This is a genomic window from Janibacter endophyticus, from assembly GCF_016888335.1.
Classification (GTDB): domain Bacteria; phylum Actinomycetota; class Actinomycetes; order Actinomycetales; family Dermatophilaceae; genus Marihabitans; species Marihabitans endophyticum.
The window spans coordinates 1320900-1340138 of record NZ_JAFEJG010000004.1; the positions used below are offsets into that span (position 1 = coordinate 1320900).

The 19239-nt window shown below is 72.0% G+C and carries 19 protein-coding genes and 1 tRNA gene; 19 read left to right on the plus strand and 1 reads right to left on the minus strand.

The genetic code is table 11. From position 1 onward, the window contains the following. Positions 1–127 precede the first annotated feature (127 nt). From JNO54_RS06445 to rho, 7 genes are all read left to right on the plus strand, one after another. Positions 128–200 (plus strand) — tRNA-Arg (locus JNO54_RS06445). 112 nt (positions 201–312) lie between these two features. Next, positions 313–1956 carry an arginine--tRNA ligase gene (gene argS, locus JNO54_RS06450; protein ID WP_204143155.1) on the plus strand — a complete coding sequence of 548 codons (1644 nt, stop codon included), beginning with the start codon at positions 313–315 and terminating at the stop codon, positions 1954–1956. Positions 1957–1972: 16 nt separating this feature from the next. Beyond that, complete coding sequence (lysA, locus tag JNO54_RS06455) at positions 1973–3415, plus strand: diaminopimelate decarboxylase (protein WP_204144582.1); 1443 nt, start codon at positions 1973–1975, stop codon at positions 3413–3415. Between the two features lie 17 nt (positions 3416–3432). Then, positions 3433–4752, plus strand: a complete 1320-nt coding sequence (locus JNO54_RS06460; protein WP_204143156.1) for a homoserine dehydrogenase — start codon at positions 3433–3435, stop codon at positions 4750–4752. A gap of 1 nt (position 4753) precedes the next feature. Next, on the plus strand, positions 4754–5854 hold the full coding sequence (gene thrC, locus JNO54_RS06465; RefSeq protein ID WP_204143157.1) for a threonine synthase: 1101 nt from the start codon (positions 4754–4756) through the stop codon (positions 5852–5854). Then, positions 5851–6837, plus strand: a complete 987-nt coding sequence (locus tag JNO54_RS06470) for a homoserine kinase (protein ID WP_307818085.1) — start codon at positions 5851–5853, stop codon at positions 6835–6837. The genes thrC and JNO54_RS06470 overlap by 4 nt, the downstream gene beginning before the upstream one ends. Before the next feature lie 181 nt (positions 6838–7018). Further along, positions 7019–8884 carry a transcription termination factor Rho gene (gene rho / locus JNO54_RS06475; RefSeq protein ID WP_307818086.1) on the plus strand — a complete coding sequence of 622 codons (1866 nt, stop codon included), beginning with the start codon at positions 7019–7021 and terminating at the stop codon, positions 8882–8884. A gap of 132 nt (positions 8885–9016) precedes the next feature. On the opposite strand, the gene JNO54_RS06480 is transcribed toward rho, so the two are convergent. After that, positions 9017–9559: a GNAT family N-acetyltransferase gene (locus tag JNO54_RS06480; RefSeq protein ID WP_204143158.1), complete on the minus strand. Its 543-nt coding sequence runs from the start codon at positions 9557–9559 to the stop codon at positions 9017–9019. 200 nt (positions 9560–9759) lie between these two features. Here JNO54_RS06480 and rpmE point away from each other — a divergent pair, with 200 nt between their 5' ends. The 12 genes from rpmE to JNO54_RS06540 all read left to right on the plus strand — a co-directional run bounded on the left by rpmE (position 9760) and on the right by JNO54_RS06540 (position 19205). Further along, complete coding sequence (gene rpmE, locus JNO54_RS06485) at positions 9760–9969, plus strand: 50S ribosomal protein L31 (RefSeq protein WP_307818087.1); 210 nt, start codon at positions 9760–9762, stop codon at positions 9967–9969. A 74-nt stretch (positions 9970–10043) separates the two neighbouring features. Next, a complete protein-coding gene (prfA, locus tag JNO54_RS06490) occupies positions 10044–11123 on the plus strand; it encodes a peptide chain release factor 1 (RefSeq protein ID WP_204143160.1) in 1080 nt (359 codons plus the stop codon). A gap of 5 nt (positions 11124–11128) precedes the next feature. Beyond that, the gene (gene prmC / locus JNO54_RS06495) at positions 11129–12028 is read left to right on the plus strand and encodes a peptide chain release factor N(5)-glutamine methyltransferase (RefSeq protein WP_307818088.1); all 900 of its coding nucleotides are present in this window, start codon (positions 11129–11131) and stop codon (positions 12026–12028) included. Between the two features lie 261 nt (positions 12029–12289). Further along, positions 12290–13030 carry an L-threonylcarbamoyladenylate synthase gene (locus JNO54_RS06500; protein WP_204143161.1) on the plus strand — a complete coding sequence of 247 codons (741 nt, stop codon included), beginning with the start codon at positions 12290–12292 and terminating at the stop codon, positions 13028–13030. 11 nt (positions 13031–13041) lie between these two features. Beyond that, entirely contained in the window at positions 13042–14319 is a 1278-nt protein-coding gene (gene glyA / locus JNO54_RS06505; protein WP_204143162.1) for a serine hydroxymethyltransferase, read from the plus strand. Positions 14320–14390: 71 nt separating this feature from the next. Beyond that, on the plus strand, positions 14391–15527 hold the full coding sequence (locus tag JNO54_RS06510; RefSeq protein WP_204143163.1) for an MraY family glycosyltransferase: 1137 nt from the start codon (positions 14391–14393) through the stop codon (positions 15525–15527). 239 nt (positions 15528–15766) lie between these two features. After that, positions 15767–16189 carry a hypothetical protein gene (locus JNO54_RS06515; RefSeq protein ID WP_204143164.1) on the plus strand — a complete coding sequence of 141 codons (423 nt, stop codon included), beginning with the start codon at positions 15767–15769 and terminating at the stop codon, positions 16187–16189. Then, positions 16186–16554: an AtpZ/AtpI family protein gene (locus JNO54_RS06520; protein ID WP_204143165.1), complete on the plus strand. Its 369-nt coding sequence runs from the start codon at positions 16186–16188 to the stop codon at positions 16552–16554. The genes JNO54_RS06515 and JNO54_RS06520 overlap by 4 nt, the downstream gene beginning before the upstream one ends. Next, a complete protein-coding gene (gene atpB, locus JNO54_RS06525) occupies positions 16551–17366 on the plus strand; it encodes a F0F1 ATP synthase subunit A (protein WP_307818089.1) in 816 nt (271 codons plus the stop codon). Before JNO54_RS06520 ends, atpB begins: the two co-directional genes overlap by 4 nt. Before the next feature lie 107 nt (positions 17367–17473). Beyond that, positions 17474–17683 carry an ATP synthase F0 subunit C gene (locus JNO54_RS06530; RefSeq protein ID WP_204143166.1) on the plus strand — a complete coding sequence of 70 codons (210 nt, stop codon included), beginning with the start codon at positions 17474–17476 and terminating at the stop codon, positions 17681–17683. A gap of 53 nt (positions 17684–17736) precedes the next feature. Further along, positions 17737–18390, plus strand: coding sequence for a F0F1 ATP synthase subunit B (locus JNO54_RS06535; protein WP_204143167.1), 654 nt, complete (start codon positions 17737–17739; stop codon positions 18388–18390). Further along, positions 18390–19205, plus strand: coding sequence for a F0F1 ATP synthase subunit delta (locus JNO54_RS06540; protein WP_204143168.1), 816 nt, complete (start codon positions 18390–18392; stop codon positions 19203–19205). Before JNO54_RS06535 ends, JNO54_RS06540 begins: the two co-directional genes overlap by 1 nt. The last annotated feature ends 34 nt before the right edge of the window (positions 19206–19239 follow it).

The window sequence follows — 19239 nt, forward strand, 5'->3', positions numbered from 1 at the left end:
GCCCCACCGCCCCCCTCTCGCACGAGCCAAGGCTCGTGCCCTGTGAATCGCACGAGCCTTGGCTCGTGCGATTCCTGGGGCGGGCGCGCTCGGTGCTAACCTGCACCGGCGCCCTCAGCGGGCGCACGCCTCCGTAGCTCAGGGGATAGAGCACTGGTTTCCGGTACCAGGGGCCGCAGGTTCGATTCCTGCCGGGGGCACCGATCGACGGGGCACGGCCGACGACATCTGGCCGTGCCCCTTCGTCGTCCCCGGCCCCGCAGCCCGGACACCCGGACCGCGCACCCGCCCGCGGCTCCTAGACTTCGCCGGGTGACCCCTGAAGAGCTCGCCACCGCGATCCGTCATGCCCTGACCGCTGCCGTCGACGCCGGAGACCTCGCCGTCGACGTCCCCGACGTCGTCCGCGTCGAGCGACCCCGGCAGAAGGGGCACGGCGACTGGTCGACGAACCTCGCCATGCAGCTGGCGAAGGGGGCCGGCCGGCCGCCCCGGGACGTCGCCGAGGTCATCGCGCGCCACCTCGGGGCCGCAGACGGCGTCGCCGACGTGGAGGTCGCCGGACCGGGCTTCCTCAACATCACCCTCGACGCCGCGAGCGCCGGCGAGCTGGCCCGCGCCATCGTCGAGGCGGGGCAGACCTACGGCCACGGCCAGAGCCAGGCGGGCCGCACGGTCAACCTCGAGTTCATCTCGGCCAACCCGACGGGACCGCTCCACATCGGGCACACCCGCTGGGCCGCTCTCGGCGACGCGATGCGCCGCCTGCTCGACGCCACCGGCGCCGACGTCACGAGCGAGTACTACATCAACGACGCGGGCGCGCAGATGGACAAGTTCGCCGCGTCCGTCCTCGCCTCCCTGCGCGGCGAGCCGACCCCCGAGGGCGGCTACCCGGGCGCCTACATCGACGACCTCGCTGCGACGGTCCGCGCGCAGCGCCCGGACGCCGCCGACCTGCCTGACGAGCAGGCGATCCCGGTCGTCCGCGAGCTCGCCTATGCCGCGCAGCTGCAGGACATCAAGGACACCCTCGAGGACTTCGGCGTCCACTTCGACGTGTGGTTCTCCGAGACGACCCTGCACGACGGGGGAGCGGTCGAGAGCGCCGTCGCGCGGCTGCGCGAGCAGGGCCACGTCTTCGACGACGGGGGCGCGGTCTGGCTGCGCACGACCGACTTCGGCGACGACAAGGACCGCGTCATGGTCCGCGCTGACGGCGTGCCCACCTACTTCGCCGCCGACGCCGCCTACTACCTGTCCAAGAAGGACCGCGGCTTCGACGAGAAGATCTACCTCCTCGGCGCCGACCACCACGGCTACATCAACCGGCTCAAGGCGATCGCGGCCTGCGCCGGCGACGACCCCGAGCACAACATCGAGATCAAGATCGGCCAGCTCGTCAACCTCGGCGGCGCCAAGCTCTCCAAGCGTGCCGGCAACATCATCGAGCTGCGCGACCTCGTCTCCTGGATCGGCACCGACGCCGTGCGCTACAACCTCGAGCGCTACCCGGCCGACAGCCCGCTGAGCCTCGACGGCGAGGAGCTGCGCAAGCAGACCAACGACAACCCGGTCTTCTACGTCCAGTACGCCCACGCCCGCACCGCCAACGTCTCCCGGCTCGCGGCCGAGGACGGCGTGCACCGCGAGGACGGATTCGACCCGAGCCTGCTCACCGACCCCACGGAGGCCGCGCTGCTCGCTACCCTCGGCGACCTGCCCCGCGTCGTCGCCCAGGCCGCCGAGCTCCTTGAGCCGCACCGGATCTCGCGCTACCTCGAGGACGTCGCGACGAAGTACCACAAGTGGTACGACACCTGCCGCGTCCGCCCCCTTCGCGACGAAGAGGTCACCGACACCCACCGCACGCGCCTGTGGCTCAACGACGCCACCCGCCAGGTGCTCGCCAACGGCCTGACCCTCCTCGGCGTCTCGGCCCCCGACAGGATGTGAGCTGATGGCCCTCAACATGCGCGCCCACGAGGCGGGCGCCCTCCACGCCGACGGCTACGGCGCGGCCCCGCACTGGCTGCCCTACCCCAACGACGTCATGGAGCTGCTGCCGCAGCTCTGGTCGAAGGGGGTGACCCGGGGTGACGACGGTGTCCTCGCCGTGGCGGGGGTGCCGGTGACCCAGATCGCCGAGGAGTTCGGCACGGCGGCGTACGTCCTCGACGAGGACGACTTCCGTTCTCGCGCAAGGGCGTTCGTCGAGGACTTCACCCGCCCCTTCGTCGCCGTGTGTGGCGGTGCCGATGTCTACTACGCCGGCAAGGCGTTCCTGTGCACCGCAGTGGCCCGCTGGGTCATGGAGGAGGGGCTCTGCCTCGACGTGTGCTCCGGCGGCGAGCTCGCCGTGGCGCAGCGCGTCGGCTTCCCGGGGGAGCGGATCGGCCTGCACGGCAACAACAAGAGCGTCGCCGAGATCCGCCAGGCGCTCGAGCACGGCGTCGGCCGGATCGTCGTCGACTCGCTCGAGGAGATCGAGCGGGTCGCCACCGTCGCCCGTGAGCTCGGCGTCGTCGCGCCCGTCATGGTGCGCGTCACCGTCGGGGTCGAGGCGCACACCCACGAGTTCATCGCGACGGCGCACGAGGACCAGAAGTTCGGCTTCTCGCTCGCGGGCGGCGCCGCGATGGAGGCCGTCGAGGCGATCCTCGCGCAGGGCGACGCCCTCGACCTGCGCGGGCTGCACAGCCACATCGGCAGCCAGATTTTCGACGTCTCCGGCTTCGAGATCGCCGCCCGCCGCCTCGTCGGCCTGCACGTCGAGGTCGCCGAGCGGCACGGCGTGCACATGCCCGAGATGGACCTCGGTGGCGGCTACGGCATCGCGTACACCTCCGAGCACGACCCGATGACCCCCGCGCACCTCGGCGCGGACATGGCCGCGGTGTGCGACCGGGAGCTCAGGGCGCTGGACGGCGGCACCGGTGAGGCCCCTCGCCCCCGCATCTCCATCGAGCCCGGCCGCGCCATCGTCGGCCCGAGCACCCTGACCCTCTACGAGGTCGGCACCGTCAAGCAGGTCCAGGTGACCCACGACGCCGTCCGCGCCTACGTGAGCGTCGACGGCGGCATGAGCGACAACGTGCGCACGGCCCTCTACGGCGCCGACTACTCGTGCACCCTCGCGAGCCGGGCCTCGGAGGCCGCCCCGGCGGTGACCCGCGTCGTCGGCAAGCACTGCGAGAGCGGCGACATCGTCGTCATGGACGAGTTCCTGCCCGCCGACGTCGGCCCCGGCGACCTCATCGCCGTGCCCGGCACGGGCGCCTACTGCCGCAGCCTGTCCAGCCAGTACAACCACACGCCGCGCCCGCCGGTGATCGCCGTCCGGGACGGGCGTGCTCGCGTCATCGTCCGGCGGGAGACAATCGAGGACATCCTCGCCCTGGACGTGGACGAGTGACCGGAGGAGCGCAGACCATGGAGACCGACCAGACCCCGCTGCGGGTCGCACTGCTCGGGTGCGGGACCGTCGGCGGTGCCGTGGCCCAGAAGATCACCCGGCACGGCGACGAGCTCGCCGCCCGGGTCGGCCGCCCGCTCGAGCTCGTCGGCATCGCCGTGCGTCGCGCCGGCCGTGACCGCAGCGATCTCGGCATCGACCCGACCCTTTTCACCACCGACGCCGAGGAGCTCGTGACCCGGGCCGACATCGTCGTCGAGGTCATCGGTGGCATCGACCCGGCCCGCGGCCTCATCCTGCGCGCCATGGAGCACGGCGCGAGCGTCGTCTCGGCCAACAAGGCGCTGCTCGCCGAGGACGGCCCGGCGCTCTACGCGGCCGCCGACGCGGCCGGTGTCGACCTCTACTACGAGGCCGCCGTCGCGGGTGCCATCCCGATCCTGCGCCCGATCCACGAGTCCCTCGCGGGCGACGAGATCACCAAGGTGCTCGGCATCGTCAACGGCACGACGAACTTCGTCCTCGATGCGATGGACACCACCGGCGCGGGCTTCGCCGAGACCGTCGAGCGGGCCCAGGCGCTCGGCTACGCCGAGGCCGACCCGACCGCCGACGTCGAGGGCTTCGACGCCGCCGCCAAGGCCGCGATCCTCGCCTCCCTCGCCTTCCACACCCGCGTCTCGAGCGCCGACGTCTACCGCGATGGCATCACCGACGTCACCGCGGGCGACATCCAGGCGGCCCGCGAGATGGGCTGCGTCGTCAAGCTCCTCGCGATCTGCGAGCGGGTCGAGGGCGAAGGGGGGGAGCCGGGCGTCTCCGTCCGGGTCCACCCGGCGATGATCCCGAGGACCCACCCGCTCGCGTCGGTGCGCGAGGCCTTCAACGCCGTCTTCGTCGACGCCGCGGCCGCGGGCGAGCTGATGTTCTACGGCCAGGGCGCCGGGGGAGACCCGACGGCCAGCGCCGTGCTCGGCGACGTCGTCGCCGTCGCCCGCCACCGCGTCGCCGGTGGTCGCGGCCCGGGCGAGATCGCCTACGCCGACCTGCCGGTCCTGCCGATGGGCTCGGCCCAGACGCGTTACCACATCAGCCTCGACGTGGCCGACCGTCCGGGCGTGCTCGCCCAGGTGGCGCGGATCTTCGCCGAGCACGAGGTCTCGATCGAGACGGTGCGCCAGCAGGTCGTCCCGGACGAGGACGAGCAGGCGCGCGCCTACCTCATCGTCGTCACGCACACCGCCGCCGACGCGGCCCTCTCGGCGACCGTCGACGCGCTCGCCGACCTCGAGACCGTCAACGAGGTCACCTCCGTCATGCGTGTGGAAGGAAGCTGACATGGCTCACCAGTGGCGCGGCGTCATCCGCGAGTACGCCGACCGCCTGCCGATGCTCGACGGCGCCCCGGTCGTCACCCTGCACGAGGGCGGGACCCCCCTCATCGAGGCCGAGCAGCTCTCCGAGCGGGTCGGCGCCCGCGTCCTCGTGAAGTACGAGGGCCTCAACCCGACCGGCTCCTTCAAGGACCGGGGCATGACGACGGCGATCTCCGTCGCGGCCAAGAACGGCGCCAAGGCCGTCATCTGCGCCTCCACCGGCAACACCTCGGCCTCGGCCGCGGCATACGCCACCAAGGCCGGCATGACCTGCGCGGTCCTCGTGCCCGAGGGCAAGATCGCGATGGGCAAGCTGAGCCAGGCGATCGCCCATGGCGCGACCCTGCTCCAGGTCGACGGCAACTTCGACAACTGCCTCGACGTCGCCCGCAAGCTCGCGGAGTCCTACCCGGTCGAGCTCGTGAACTCGGTCAACCCGGCGCGCATCGAGGGGCAGAAGACCGCCTCCTTCGAGATCGTCGACGCCCTCGGTGACGCCCCGGACATCCACGTCCTCCCGGTCGGCAACGCCGGCAACATCACCGCCTACTGGAGGGGCTACCGCGAGTATGCAGCCCCCTTCGCCGGCGTCTCCGGCGAGCTGGCCGCCGTCTCGACCCGGACCCCGGTCATGTGGGGCTTCCAGGCCGCCGGCGCCGCGCCGCTCGTCAAGGGCCACCCCGTCGACGACCCCGAGACCATCGCGACCGCGATCCGCATCGGCAACCCCGCGTCGTGGCGTCAGGCCGAGGAGGCCCGCGACGACAGCGGCGGTCTCATCGACTCCGTGACCGACGACGAGATCCTCGAGGCGCACCGGCTGCTCTCCTCGACCGAGGGGATCTTCGTCGAGCCCGCGAGCGCCGCGAGCATCGCCGGCCTGCTCAAGCAGCACGCCGCCGGCCAGGTCCCGCAGGGCGCGACGATCGTCTGCACCGTCACCGGCCACGGCCTCAAGGACCCCCAGTGGGCCCTGCGGCTGGCCGACGGCAGCGAGGTCGAGCCGGTCAAGGTCGCCGCGGAGGCCTACGACGTCGCCGCCGCGCTCGGCCTCGACGGGTGAGCCCGGTGGGCGAAGGGGTGCCGCTCACCTGGGAGCAGCCGCGCGTCGGCGCCCAGGTGGCCGTCCGCGTGCCGGCGAGCAGCGCCAACCTCGGTCCCGGCTTCGACTCCGTCGGCATCGCCCTCGGCGTGTGGGACGAGTGCGTGGTCACCGTCGTCGAGGAGCCCGGGGTGGTCGTCGAGGTCCACGGCGAAGGGGCGGGAGCCGTCCCCCTCGACGAGACCCACCTCGTCGTCCAGGCGCTGACCCAGGTCTTCGCCCGCATCGGCCTCGAGCGGCCCGCCGGGCTGCTCCTGGACTGCCGCAACTCGGTGCCGCACAGCCGAGGTCTCGGCTCGTCCGCGACCGCGATCGTCACCGGTGCACTCGCCGGTGCCGCCCTCGGATGCCCCCAGGTCACCGCCTTCGCCGACGGTGACGACGCCGTTCGGGACGCGATCCTCGAGGTCGTCAACGAGGTCGCCAGCGCGATGGAGGGTCACCCCGACAACGCGTCCGCGAGCGTCTACGGCGGCGCGACCGTCTCGGTCATGACGCCCGAGCTGATGACCACGCGTCTCCCGCTGCACGCCGACCTCGCCGTCCTCGTGTGCGTGCCGAGCGCCCGGCTGAGCACGGCCCTGGCCCGCAGCGTGCTGCCCGACTCCGTGCCGCTGGCCGTCGCGGCGCAGAGCACGGCCCGCGGGGCGCTCCTCGTCCACGCGCTGACCCACGACCCGGGCGCGCTGCTCGCGGGCACGGTCGACGTGCTCCACCAGGAGCAGCGCCGGCCGAGCTACCCCGCCGCGATGGCACTCGTCGACCGGCTCCGCGCGCGTGGTCACGCCGCGACCATCAGCGGTGCCGGCCCCTCGGTCCTCGTGCTCACGACGACCGGGGCGCTCGACGGCGCCCGCGCCGTCGCGCAGGAGAGCGCGGGGTGGGACGTCATCGCCCCCGGCGTGCCGTCTGCCGGATGTGCCGTCGACACGGTGGTACATTGAGGGTGCTCCACGAGCCCCGGCCGCCATCCGCGCGCTGAGCTGGGCGGAGCTTCTCACCACGAGCCGTTGCTTGAGCATCAGGCGATGAGCCGTATCCATCAGTGAGTCCCCGCAGTTGACGGGGCCTGGCCCGCCTGCCCGGTGACCCGGCGCAGGCGCGAACGAGGGGAAAGGATCCTTCGTGACCGAGACCACCAACGCCGAGTCCGCGACCGAGCAGGCGCCGCGACGATCGGGTGCCCTGAGCGCCATGCGGATCGCGCAGCTCCAGCAGCTCGCGAGCAGCATGGGGATCACCGGCACCGCCAAGATGCGCAAGAGCGACCTCGTCGCCGCCATCAAGGCCAAGCAGTCCGGCGCGGGCGAGAGCCCCGCCACTGCTCCCGAGCGTGCGCCGCGTACCTCCCGTCGCGCCTCCTCGACCGCGCAGAGCGCGCCCGAGTCGGCGCCGGCGGAGCAGCCGGCGCAGCAGTCGGCTCCCGCCGAGACGCCCGCTCGTGACGAGGCCCCCGCGGCCGAGCAGGCTCGCGGCGACCGGCAGCGTCGCCAGGGTGGCGACGACCGGCAGCGTGACGACCGCCAGCAGCGCGACGACCGCCAGGGCGGCACCGACCGTCAGGGTGGCCAGCAGGGCAACCGCCAGCAGGGCGGCGACCGCCAGCAGGGCGGCACCGACCGTCAGGGCGGCAACCCGCAGGGCAACCGCAACCAGGGTGGCCAGCAGGGCAACCAGGGCGGCAACAACGGCCCGTACGACGACGACGAGCCCGGTGGCCGTCGCCGTCGCAACCGGGGCCGCAACCGCAACCGCGACAAGCGTCGCAGCGGGGGCGCCGGCATGCAGGACGAGGAGATCCAGGTCAACGAGGACGACGTCCTCGTGCCGGCCGCGGGCATCCTCGACGTCCTCGACAACTACGCCTTCGTCCGCACGAGCGGCTACCTCCCGGGCAGCAACGACGTCTACGTGCCGCTCGGCATGGTCAAGCGCAACGGCCTGCGCAAGGGCGACGCCGTCACCGGCAAGGTCCGCACCAGCCAGGACGGCGAGGGCATGCAGACCGTCGGCGGCAAGAACAACCGCCAGAAGTACAACCCGCTCGTCAGCCTCGACACCGTCAACGGCATGACCCCGGAGGAGGCCAGGCGCCGCCCCGAGTTCGGCAAGCTGACGCCGCTCTACCCGCAGGACCGCCTGCGCCTCGAGACCGAGCCGGGCATCCTCACGACGCGGATGATCGACCTCGTCGCCCCGATCGGCAAGGGCCAGCGCGGCCTCATCGTCGCCCCGGCCAAGGCCGGCAAGACGATGGTCATGCAGGCCGTGGCCAACGCGATCACGACGAACAACCCCGAGTGCCACCTCATGGTCGTCCTCGTCGACGAGCGCCCCGAGGAGGTCACGGACATGCAGCGCGCCGTCAAGGGCGAGGTCATCGCCTCGACCTTCGACCGGCCGGCCGACGACCACACGACGGTCGCCGAGCTCGCCATCGAGCGCGCCAAGCGCCTCGTCGAGATGGGGCACGACGTCGTCGTGCTGCTCGACTCGATCACCAAGCTCGGTCGCGCCTACAACCTCGCCGCCCCGGCGAGCGGGCGCATCCTCTCCGGTGGTGTCGACTCGGCCGCGCTCTACCCGCCGAAGAAGTTCTTCGGCGCCGCGCGCAACATCGAGCACGGCGGCTCGCTGACCATCCTCGCCACCGCGCTCGTCGAGACCGGCTCGCGGATGGACGAGGTGATCTTCGAGGAGTTCAAGGGCACCGGCAACATGGAGCTCAAGCTCGACCGTGGACTCGCGAACCGCCGGATCTTCCCGGCCGTCGACATCAACAGCTCCGGCACCCGCCGCGAGGAGATCCTCCTCGCCCCGGAGGAGCTGAAGATCATGTGGAAGCTGCGCCGCGTCCTCGCGGCCCTCGACCCCCAGCAGGGTGTCGAGCTCCTCATCGACCGCCTCAAGAAGACCAAGACGAACTACGAGTTCCTCACCCAGGTCGCCCAGACGTCCTCGATCAAGATCGACGACGACGAGCAGGCCTGACCCTCCTTCGCCCAGGGGTCTCGAGGCTCGTCGCAGAGCTCCTCGCACCTCGACCAGCACCCCACGTTGGTCGAGGTGCGGAGGCCGCCCGCGGCCGGAGCCTCGAGACCGGCGGAGGCCCCTTCGTCGTCCTCAGTCGCGCGTGAGCCGCACCCGCATCTCGGGGAACTCTGAGGGCGTGAAGCCGAGCCGCTCATAGGTCGGCGCCCCCTCGGCCGTCGCGTTGAGCGTCACGACCTCGACGTCCGTCGACTCGCGGAACCAGCCGAGGACCGCCTCGACGCACGCCTCGGAGAAGCCGATCCGGCGGTGACCGGGGAAGGTCACGACGTTGGTCAGCAGACCACCCACGTCACCGGGCCGCTCCGGCGAGGGCATGAGCGGCAGCACCTGACCCATCGCGCACGACACGACCGCCTCGCCGACGACGCCCACCGCGACGCACACACGCGGGTCGTCGAGGCGCAGCTGGAGCCAGCGTGCGGCGTCGGAGCGCCAGGTCGGGTCGTGCAGCTGCTCGCTCGAGGTGCCCATCGCCTCGAACATCAGCGCCCGCAGCTCGACGACCGTGCCGATGTCGGCCGGGACCGCCGGGCGGACCACCGAGCCCTCGACCGGGCCGTCGTGCTCGGCGAAGGGGGAGCGGCGCTCACGGCGAAGGGGTCGTCGGGCCATGCCCGCATGATGCCGCACCCCGCGCGGAATGCCGAGGAGCCCGCGACGGTTAGGGACAGGGTCAGGTTCTCTGGCAGAATGACCCGCTGGACCGGTTCACGGCTGGCGAGCGCGGGGCGACCCGCAGCCGCACGATCTGCACCGCACGACCACTAGATGCGGTGGGTCGGCCGACCCGGATGACATCCAAGGAGACGCACGTGAAGAACATCCACCCGAGCTACGCAGAGACCACGGTCACCTGCACCTGCGGCAACACGTTCACGACGCGCAGCACCGCGCAGGACGGCCGCATCCGCGCCGAGGTCTGCAGCGCCTGCCACCCCTTCTACACGGGCAAGCAGAAGCTCATGGACTCCGGCGGCCGCGTCGCCCGCTTCCAGAAGCGCTACGGCCAGGGCGCCAAGTAACTCACCCGACGCGCCGATCAGCCCTCGTGGCTGGTCGGCGCGTTCGTGTCTCCGCCGAGAAGTAAGGACCCGCCGTGCTGGAGTCAGCCCAGAACCTCGTCGACGAGCACGCCGCCCTCGAGGCCCAGCTCGCCGACCCCGCGGTCGTCGGCGACCCGGACCGGCTGCGGGTCGTGCACACCCGCTACGGCCAGCTCCAGCCGGTCGTCGCCGCGCACGCCGAGTGGGTCGGTGCCGGGGAGGAACTCGGAGCCGCCCGTGAGCTCGCGGGGGAGGACCCTGCCTTCGCCGAGGAGATCCCGGCCCTGGAGGAGCGCCTCGCGGTCGCCGAGGACCGGCTGCGCCGGCTGCTCATCCCGCGCGACCCGGACGACGACCGTGACGTGATCCTCGAGGTCAAGGCGGGCGAAGGGGGCGAGGAGAGTGCCCTCTTTGCCGGCGACCTCCTGCGGATGTACCTGCGTCACGCCGAGCAGCGCGGCTGGCGCACGGAGATCCTCGACGCCACCGAGTCCGACCTCGGCGGCTACAAGGACGTCCAGGTCGCGATCAGCGCCAAGGGGTCCCCGGCCCCCGGGGAGGCGCCCTGGGCCCGCCTCAAGTACGAAGGGGGGGTCCACCGGGTCCAGCGGGTCCCGGTGACGGAGAGCCAGGGCCGCATCCACACCTCCGCCGCGGGGGTCTGGGTCATGCCCGACGTCGGCGAGGCCGTCGAGGTCGAGATCACCCCGAACGACCTCAAGATCGACGTCTACCGCTCCTCCGGCCCGGGCGGGCAGAGCGTCAACACGACCGACTCCGCGGTCCGCATCACCCACCTGCCCACCGGCACGGTCGTCTCGTGCCAGAACGAGAAGTCCCAGCTGCAGAACAAGGAGTCCGCGATGCGCGTGCTCCGGGCCCGGCTGCACCAGCTGGCGCTGGCCGAGAAGGCAGCCGCCGACGCCGAGGCCCGCGCCGGGCAGGTCCGCACCGTCGACCGCTCCGAGCGGATCCGGACGTACAACTTCCCGGAGAACCGGATCGCCGACCACCGCACCGGCTACAAGTCCCACAACCTCGACGCGGTGCTCGACGGCGACCTCGGGCCGGTCATCGACTCGGCCGTCGAGGCGGACGAGGCGGCCCGCCTCGCCGCGCTCGGCGAGGCCTGACGGCGGTGAGCCTGCGCGACGTGCTCGCCGCGGCGACGCGCACGCTGGCCGGTGCCGGCGTGCCGACCCCTCGCACCGACGCGCTGCTCCTCGCGGCGCACGCGATGGGGGTGGACCGCTCCGAGGCCGAGCGGCACGCGCTGCTCGGCGCCGTCCTGCACGCCGACGCGGCCCAACGGCTCGACGACCTCGTCGGTGAGCGGGCGCGCCGGGTGCCGCTGCAGCACCTCACCGGCCGCGCTCCCTTCCGCCACCTCGAGCTGGCCGTCGGTCCCGGGGTCTTCGTGCCGCGGCCGGAGACCGAGCTGCTCGTCGACCTCGCGCTCGGGGCCCTTCGAGGCCCGTCGCAGGGCTCCTCGCACCTCAGGGAGGAGACTTCGGTCGTCGTCGACCTGTGCACCGGGTCGGGGGCGCTCGCGCTCGCCATCGCCCAGGAGGCCCCGGACGTCCGCGTGCTCGCCGTCGAGCTGAGCCCCGAGGCGTCGGCCTGGGCCCGGCACAACGTCGAGCAGACCGGCCTGGACGTCGAGCTGATCACCGCCGACGCCACCGCAGACCCGGCGGCGATCCGCGAGCTGGCGGAGCTCGTGGGCACGGTCGACGTCGTCGTGAGCAACCCGCCGTACATCCCGACCGAGATGGTCCCGGTCGACCCGGAGGTCGCCGAGCACGACCCCGAGATCGCGCTCTACGGCGGCAGCGCCGACGGGCTCGCGATCCCGCTCGCCGTCGCCCGGACGGCGGCCCGGCTGCTCCGACCCGGCGGGCTGCTCGTCATGGAGCACGCCGACAGCCAGGGCGAGAGCCTGCCGACCTCCCTTCGTGCCGCGGGGGAGTGGACCGAGGTGCGCGACGAGACCGACCTCGCCGGCCGCCCCCGCGCCGTCCTCGCCCACCGCGCCTGAGGACATGCGTCGGCCCCGCCAGGCAGGCCCGGCGGGGCCGACGATCTCAGGGAACCTGCGTCAGACGCGAGACAGGATCCAGATGAGCAGCGCGATGACGAGCAGCACGCCGACGATGGTCCAGATCATTCCAGAGCCACGCATAGAGATCTCCTCTCGTAGGTGTGACAAGCGGTCACGGAACGAACATATGGGCAGGTCACTCCCCGTGGGGCGCAGGGGGAGGGGGCAGTTTTGCGCGCGCACCATAGGGTGATCCCCATGAGTCCCGTCGTCGACGCCACCTCCGAGAGCACCCGGACCGACGCCGTCACCGCCGCCGTGGACGCGGCCCGGGCCGGCGAGGTCGTCGTCATCCCCACCGACACGGTCTACGGCATCGGGTGCGACGCCTTCTCCCCGGAGGCCGTCATGGCCGTCCTCGACGCCAAGGGCCGCGGCCGCGAGATGCCCCCGCCCGTCCTCGTCCCCGACGTCCGCACCCTCGACGGCCTCGCCCGCTCCGTCCCGACCTGGGTGCGGGACCTCGTCGCCGAGGCCTGGCCCGGACCGCTGACCGTCATCCTCCACGCGCAGAACTCCCTCGTCTGGGACCTCGGCGAGACCCGGGGGACCGTCGCGCTGCGCATGCCCGACGACGAGATCGCCCTCGCCGTGCTCTCCGAGGTCGGGCCGATGGCCGTCACGAGCGCCAACCGCACCGGGCAGCCGCCCGCCCGCACCGTGCTCGACGCCGCGACCCAGCTCGGCCCCGCCGTCGCCGTCTACGTCGACGGCGGTCCTCGCGAGGACAACCAGCCCTCGACGATCGTCGACTGCACCGGCGAGCACCCGGAGGTCGTCCGCGCGGGCGCCTTCCCCGCCGACCGGGTCCACGAGATCTACGCCGCCGCCCAGGCGGTCGCCGGCACCACCCCTTCGCCCGAACCCGAGGCGCCCGCCCAGGGCGCGCCCGAGCCCACCCCTTCGCCCGAACCCACCGCCACCCCCGACGAGAGCTGAGGACAGCCCTGATGACCGACGACACCTTCTACGGCTCCGACTTCGGTGCCCTGCGCGCCTTCGACAGCGAGATCGCCGACGTGCTCCTCTCCGAGCTCGGGCGGATCCGCTCCGGCCTGCAGCTCATCGCGAGCGAGAACCTCTCCAGCCCCGAGGTGCTCACCGCGCTCGGCTCGACGCTGTCGAACAAGTACGCCGAGGGCTACCCGGGCCGGCGCTACTACGGCGGCTGCGCCGAGGTCGACAAGGCCGAGGAGCTCGCGATCGAGCGGTGCAAGGCTCTCTTCGACGCCGACCACGCCAACGTCCAGGCCCACTCCGGCGCGAGCGCCAACCAGGCCGTCTACGGCGCCTTCCTCAAGCCCGGCGAGAAGATCCTCGCGATGTCGCTGCCCCACGGCGGCCACCTCACCCACGGCACCAAGGTCTCCTTCTCCGGCAAGTGGTTCGACGCCGTCCACTACGGCGTGCACCCCGAGACCGAGGACGTCGACTACGACGAGATGGAGCGGCTCGCCAAGGAGCACCGCCCCAAGGTCATCTGCGCCGGCGGCTCCGCGATCCCGCGGCTCATCGACTTCGAGCGGATCCGCGGCATCGCCGACGAGGTCGGCGCGATCTTCTGGGTCGACGCGGCGCACTTCATCGGCCTCGTCGCCGGCAAGGCGATCCCCAGCCCCGTCCCGCACGCCGACGTCGTGACCTTCACGACCCACAAGGTGCTCCGCGGGCCCCGCTCCGGCGCGCTCGTGTGCAAGGAGGAGTTCGCCGCCGCGCTCGACAAGGCGATCTTCCCGATGATGCAGGGCGGCCCGCAGATGCACACCATCGCGGCCAAGGCCGTGAACTTCAAGGAGTGCGCGACCCCCGAGTACGCCGACTACACCCGTCGCGTCATCGAGAACTCCCGGGCGCTCGCCCAGGGTCTCGCCGAGCGCGGTATCCGCCCCACGACCGGCGGCACCGACACCCACCTCTCGCTGCTCGACCTCCAGGGCGTCGGCGTCACCGGCAAGGACGCCGAGGCCCGCGCCGACGCCGCCGGGATCGTGCTCAACAAGAACGCCATCCCCAACGACCCGCAGAAGCCCGGCATCGCCTCCGGCGTGCGCGTCGGCACGCCGTGCGTCACGACGCAGGGCATGGGCGTCCCCGAGATGGAGAAGATCGCCGAGCTCATCCACAAGGCGATCACCGAGGGCGACACCGACCCCGAGCACGCGGTCACCAAGGAGGTCCGGGCCGGCGTCGACGAGCTCGTCACCGCCTTCCCCGCCTACCCGCGCTGACCCCCCTCCGTCCGAGGGGTCGACGACCCCGCCACCCCATCGTCTGAGCCGGCCCACGAGGAGGACGCCCGGTGCGTGAGTACCTGCTCGTCGTCCTCGTGGCGCTGGTGACGACGTACCTCGCCGTCCCCGCCATGCGGGCGGTCGCGGTGCGGACCGGGGCGTACACCCCCGTCCGCGAGCGGGACGTGCACGCAGTGCCGATCCCGCGCCTCGGGGGAGTGGCGATCTTCGTCGGGTACGCGGCGGCGACCCTGCTCGCGTGGCGGCTGCCCTTCCTGTCGCAGGTCTTCGAGACCGCCGAGCTGCTCGGCGTGCTCGCGGGGGGAGCGGTCGTGTGCCTCGTCGGGGCGATCGACGACGTCAAGGAGCTCGACCCGGCGACGAAGATGGCCGGGCAGCTCGTGGCGGCGGCGGTCATGGCCTTCGCCGGGGTGCAGTTCTTCTCGCTGCCGATCGGGGTGCTCACCGTGCTGCCCGAGCCGCTGCTCGTGCTGATGACCATCTTCGTCGTCGTGCTCTCGATCAACGCGGTGAACTTCATCGACGGGCTCGACGGGCTCGCGGCCGGGACGGTGGCCATCGCGGCCGGGTCGTTCTTCGTCTACAGCTACACGATCAGCTACGAGTACAACCCGCCGAACGTCTTCAGCTCCGCGACCTTCATCTCCGCGGCGATGCTCGGTTGCTGCCTCGGCTTCCTGCCGCACAACTTCTTCCCCGCGCGGCTCTTCATGGGCGACAGCGGTGCGCTCCTGCTCGGCCTGCTCCTCGCGGCGACGACGATCAGCACGACGGGCGCGGTCAACCCGACCGACGTCAGCGACAACGCCGTGGCCGCGACGATCCTGCCGCTGCTCGTGCCGATCGCGATCATGCTGCTGCCGCTGCTCGACGTCGTCTGGGCGGTGGTGCGGCGCACGGCGCGGGGGCAGAGCCCCTTCCACCCCGACGCGCAGCACCTGCACCACCGGATGCTCCAGATCGGCCACGGGCACCGGCGTGCGGTGCTCATCCTGTGGTGGTGGGCGCTCGTCGTCGCGGCCGGCTCGGTGAGCTTCGTCGTCCTGCCCGGCGAGGTCGCGGCCGTGGGGATGGCGATCTTGCTCGTGGTCGCCGTGGTCGTCACCCTCTGGCTCCCGCGCTTCTCCGCGCCGGGCCACCGCCCGAAGCGTTTTGACCACGCGGGCAACCGGCTCGACGCCTGAGCGCCGCTTCATCCCCCCTTCGCCCTGTCCCCGTCGCCCCCGTCTTTCGCACGAGCCAAGGCTCGTACCCGCGTCCCGCGGTACGAGCCTTGGCTCGTGCGAAAGGGACGGGGTAGGAGCCTTGGCTCGTGGGGTGGGTTGGCGGGGGGAGAGGCGCTTGTGATAACTTTCACAAGCGCTCGCAGCGTGGCCGTCACGGCCGCCGCGACGCCGCCCCTGCCCGTCTGACGAAGGACGTCATGACCGCCTCCCGCACCGCCCGCGGACCCCTGTCGGGGATGCTCCGTGGTGTCGTCGTCGCCGGGTGCGTCGGGTCTCTCGTCATCGCGACGACCGGGTGGGCGACGAAGGGGGAGAAGGCCGGCTACTCGGCCCTCGCGGGCGCCCTCACCGCCTTCGCCGTCGTGCTCCTCGGGCTCGTCGCGATGCGGCTGATCATCGCCGGCGATCCAGGCGCCAGCATGGCCGGCTCGCTCGTCGTCTACATCGGCCAGCTCATCGTCCTCGTCGCCGTCCTGCTCGTCGTCCGCGACCGCAGCTGGCTCCACGGGGCCGCATTTGCGGCCGCTGCGGTGGCCCAGACGGTCGTCCTCCAGGTCGGCCAGGTCATCGGCTACTCGCGGGCCCGGCACGAGATCTACCCCGAGGGCAGCGCGCGATGAGCGCGCTGCGCAAGCGCACCGAGCGCCCCGACCCCCGGATCGTCACCAAGCGGGCGACCCCGGCCGGCGACGCCCACCGCTGGTCCACCGACACCGAGGGGCCCAGCCCCACCGCCCAGGCAGACGCGCTCGGCGCGACCGTCCTGGCCTACCTCATCACCGGACCGCTGCTCTTCGGCGGCATCGGATGGTTGCTCGACCGCGCGTTCGATACCACATTCCTCGTCGCCTTCGGCGTCGTGCTCGGGATGGGTCTGTCGCTCTACACCATCTGGCTCCGGTACGGTACGTCCCAGGCACCCACCCCTGATGGCCGCGATGCATCGCGCGCTGGTGCCGAGCCACACAACGAGGAGAATCCGTGATCCTGACCGCGTCCGTCAGCGCGCTCGTGCCCATGGCCGGAGGCGAGGGTGAGGGCTACGTGCCCCCGACCCCCGAGATCTTCTGGCAGCCGCTCTTCGAGATCGGCGGTCTGACCTTCACCAACCAGATGGCCTGGGCGGCGATCGTCACCGCGGTCCTCTCGATCGTCATGGTCACGCTGAGCCGCAAGGCCGCGGTCGTCCCTGGCAAGGGCCAGTGGATGCTGGAGAACTTCTACAACCTCCCGCGCAACGCCGTGGCCCGCGACATGATCGGCACCAAGGAGTTCCGCCGCTTCGTGCCGCTCCTCGTGACGCTCTTCACGATGATCCTCTTCTACAACCTCATGGGGATCTTCCCGCTCGCGATGAACCCGGTCACGGGCAAGATCGGCTTCCCGATCGCGCTGACGCTCGTCGTCTACGTCGTCTACCACTGGATCGGCTTCCAGAAGATGGGCTTCGTCGGCTACTTCAAGCACATGGTGCCCCCGGGCCTGCCCGGCTGGATCGCGCCCGTGATCCTCGTGCTCGAGCTCGTCACCTACTTCATCACCCGGCCGCTCACGCTGGCCCTGCGACTCTTCGGCAACATGTTCGCCGGTCACCTGCTCATCTACCTCTTCGTCACCGCTGGTGCCTACTTCCTCCTCGAGGCGGACGGCGTCCTGATGAAGGCGATGTCGCTCCCGACCTTCGTCATGGCCGCGATCATGATGCTCTTCGAGGCCCTGGTGCAGTTCCTCCAGGCCTTCGTCTTCACCCTCCTCGCCGCGAGCTACATCGCCGGCGCCCTCGCCGACGACCACTGAGCGCCGGCCCGCTCGCTGCACCACCTCACAACCGAATACACCCCACGAACTTCCCGGTCGCGACATCGCGGCCGGGGGACCACAGAAACGGAAGAGGAAAGAAACACATGGACATCAACGGCTCCCTCTCGCTCGTCGGTTACGGCCTGTCCGCCATCGGTCCGGCCATCGCCGTCGGCCTGATCTTCGCCGCGTACATCAACGGTGTCGCCCGTCAGCCCGAGGCCCGCAACCTCCTGCAGCCGATCGCCATCCTCGGCTTCGCGCTCGCCGAGGCCCTCGCGATCTTCGGTCTGGTTCTCGCGTTCGTCCTCTGACCCTCGGTCAGACACCCCGTCAGAACCGGTCCGACGTCCTTTAGGAGTACCCCGTGCACTTCACGGCAACCGCAGCCTCGGTCGTGAGCCTCGCGACCGCGGGGGGCGAGGGCGGCACCATGCCCCTCATCCCGCACCTCGAGGAGCTCATCTTCGGGCTGATCATGTTCGCGATCCTCTACTTCGTGGTCGCGAAGAAGGTCGCCCCGAACATCGAGAAGACCTACGAGGAGCGCCACGCCGCCATCGAGGGCGGCATCGCCCAGGCTGAGAACGCCCAGGCGGAGGCCGAGGCAGCCAAGGCCCAGTACGAGGCCCAGCTCGCCGACGCCCGCGCCGAGGCGGCCAAGATCCGTGAGGACGCGCGCGCCGAAGGTGCCGCGATCGTCGCCGAGATGCGCCAGCAGGCGCAGGACGAGGCGTCGCGGATCACCGAGTCGGCCCACAAGCAGATCGAGGCGGAGCGCCAGCAGGCCGCCGTCTCCCTGCGCGGTGAGGTCGGCCGGATGTCCACCGACCTCGCGGGCCGCATCGTCGGTCACGAGCTCTCGGACTCCTCGTCCCGCCAGTCGATCATCGACCGCTTCCTCGCCGAGCTCGAGTCGGGCCAGGTCCAGCCGGAGAAGGTCGGCGCTGCCGCCCCGACCGCCGCGCCCGCGGCGTCGCCGGTGCAGGGGACGCTCGACGTCGACGGTCAGGAGTCCTGATGCGTGGCAGCTCGCGCGGAGCGGTCGTCGCCGGCCGGGAGGCGTTCGACGCCGCCCTGGCCCAGGCGAGCGACAAGGCGACCCTCGCCGACGAGCTCTTCGCGGTCAGCGGCCTCATCGACGGCAACGCCACGCTGCGCCGCGCCCTGTCCGACCCCTCGCGTGAGGGTCAGGACAAGGCCGGCCTGGCGCAGCGTCTCCTCGGCGGCAAGGTCTCCGAGCCCGCGGCGGGCGTCGTCGCGGCGCTCGCGAGCCAGCGCTGGGCCGAGGAGCGCGACCTCGGCGACACCGTCGAGCGATTCGCCGTCGAGGCCTCCCTCGTGGGGGCCGAGGACGAGGGCCGCATCGACGCCGTCGAGGACGAGCTCTTCCGCTTCGAGCGGGTCGTCGCCGGCACCCCGGATCTGCGGGACGCGCTGACCAACCGTCAGGGCGACGCGCAGGGCAAGGCCGCGCTCGTGAGCCGCCTGCTCGACGGCAAGGCCTCGGCCGAGACCGTCCGGCTCGCCCGCCAGGCCGTCCTCGCACCGCGCGGTCGTCGCTTCGACCGCACGATCGAGGCCTACCTCGGCTACGCCGCCGCCCGTCGGGCGCAGCTCACCGCCGTCGTCACGACGGCCGCGCCCCTCACCGACGAGCAGACGAACCGGCTCTCCGCCGCGCTCCAGCGCATCTACAGCAAGCCGATCCTCATCCAGCAGGTCCAGGACGAGGACGTCATCGGCGGTATCCGGGTCCAGGTCGGCGACGAGGTCGTCGACGGCACGGTCCTGCGCCGACTCGACGAGGCGCGACGCCACCTCGCCGGCGGCTGACCCCCTTCGCCCCACCTGCACCACAGACCACCGC

Bases quoted from the DNA above. Each gene is read 5' to 3' on its own strand.
- lysA (WP_204144582.1), top strand. From the start codon at position 1,973: ATGCGCGCCCACGAGGCGGGCGCCCTCCACGCCGACGGCTACGGCGCG.
- JNO54_RS06460 (WP_204143156.1), top strand. From the start codon at position 3,433: ATGGAGACCGACCAGACCCCGCTGCGGGTCGCACTGCTCGGGTGCGGG.
- thrC (WP_204143157.1), top strand. From the start codon at position 4,754: ATGGCTCACCAGTGGCGCGGCGTCATCCGCGAGTACGCCGACCGCCTG.
- JNO54_RS06480 (WP_204143158.1), bottom strand. From the start codon at position 9,559: ATGGCCCGACGACCCCTTCGCCGTGAGCGCCGCTCCCCCTTCGCCGAG.
- JNO54_RS06500 (WP_204143161.1), top strand. From the start codon at position 12,290: ATGAGTCCCGTCGTCGACGCCACCTCCGAGAGCACCCGGACCGACGCC.
- glyA (WP_204143162.1), top strand. From the start codon at position 13,042: ATGACCGACGACACCTTCTACGGCTCCGACTTCGGTGCCCTGCGCGCC.
- JNO54_RS06515 (WP_204143164.1), top strand. From the start codon at position 15,767: ATGACCGCCTCCCGCACCGCCCGCGGACCCCTGTCGGGGATGCTCCGT.
- JNO54_RS06520 (WP_204143165.1), top strand. From the start codon at position 16,186: ATGAGCGCGCTGCGCAAGCGCACCGAGCGCCCCGACCCCCGGATCGTC.
- JNO54_RS06530 (WP_204143166.1), top strand. From the start codon at position 17,474: ATGGACATCAACGGCTCCCTCTCGCTCGTCGGTTACGGCCTGTCCGCC.
- JNO54_RS06540 (WP_204143168.1), top strand. From the start codon at position 18,390: ATGCGTGGCAGCTCGCGCGGAGCGGTCGTCGCCGGCCGGGAGGCGTTC.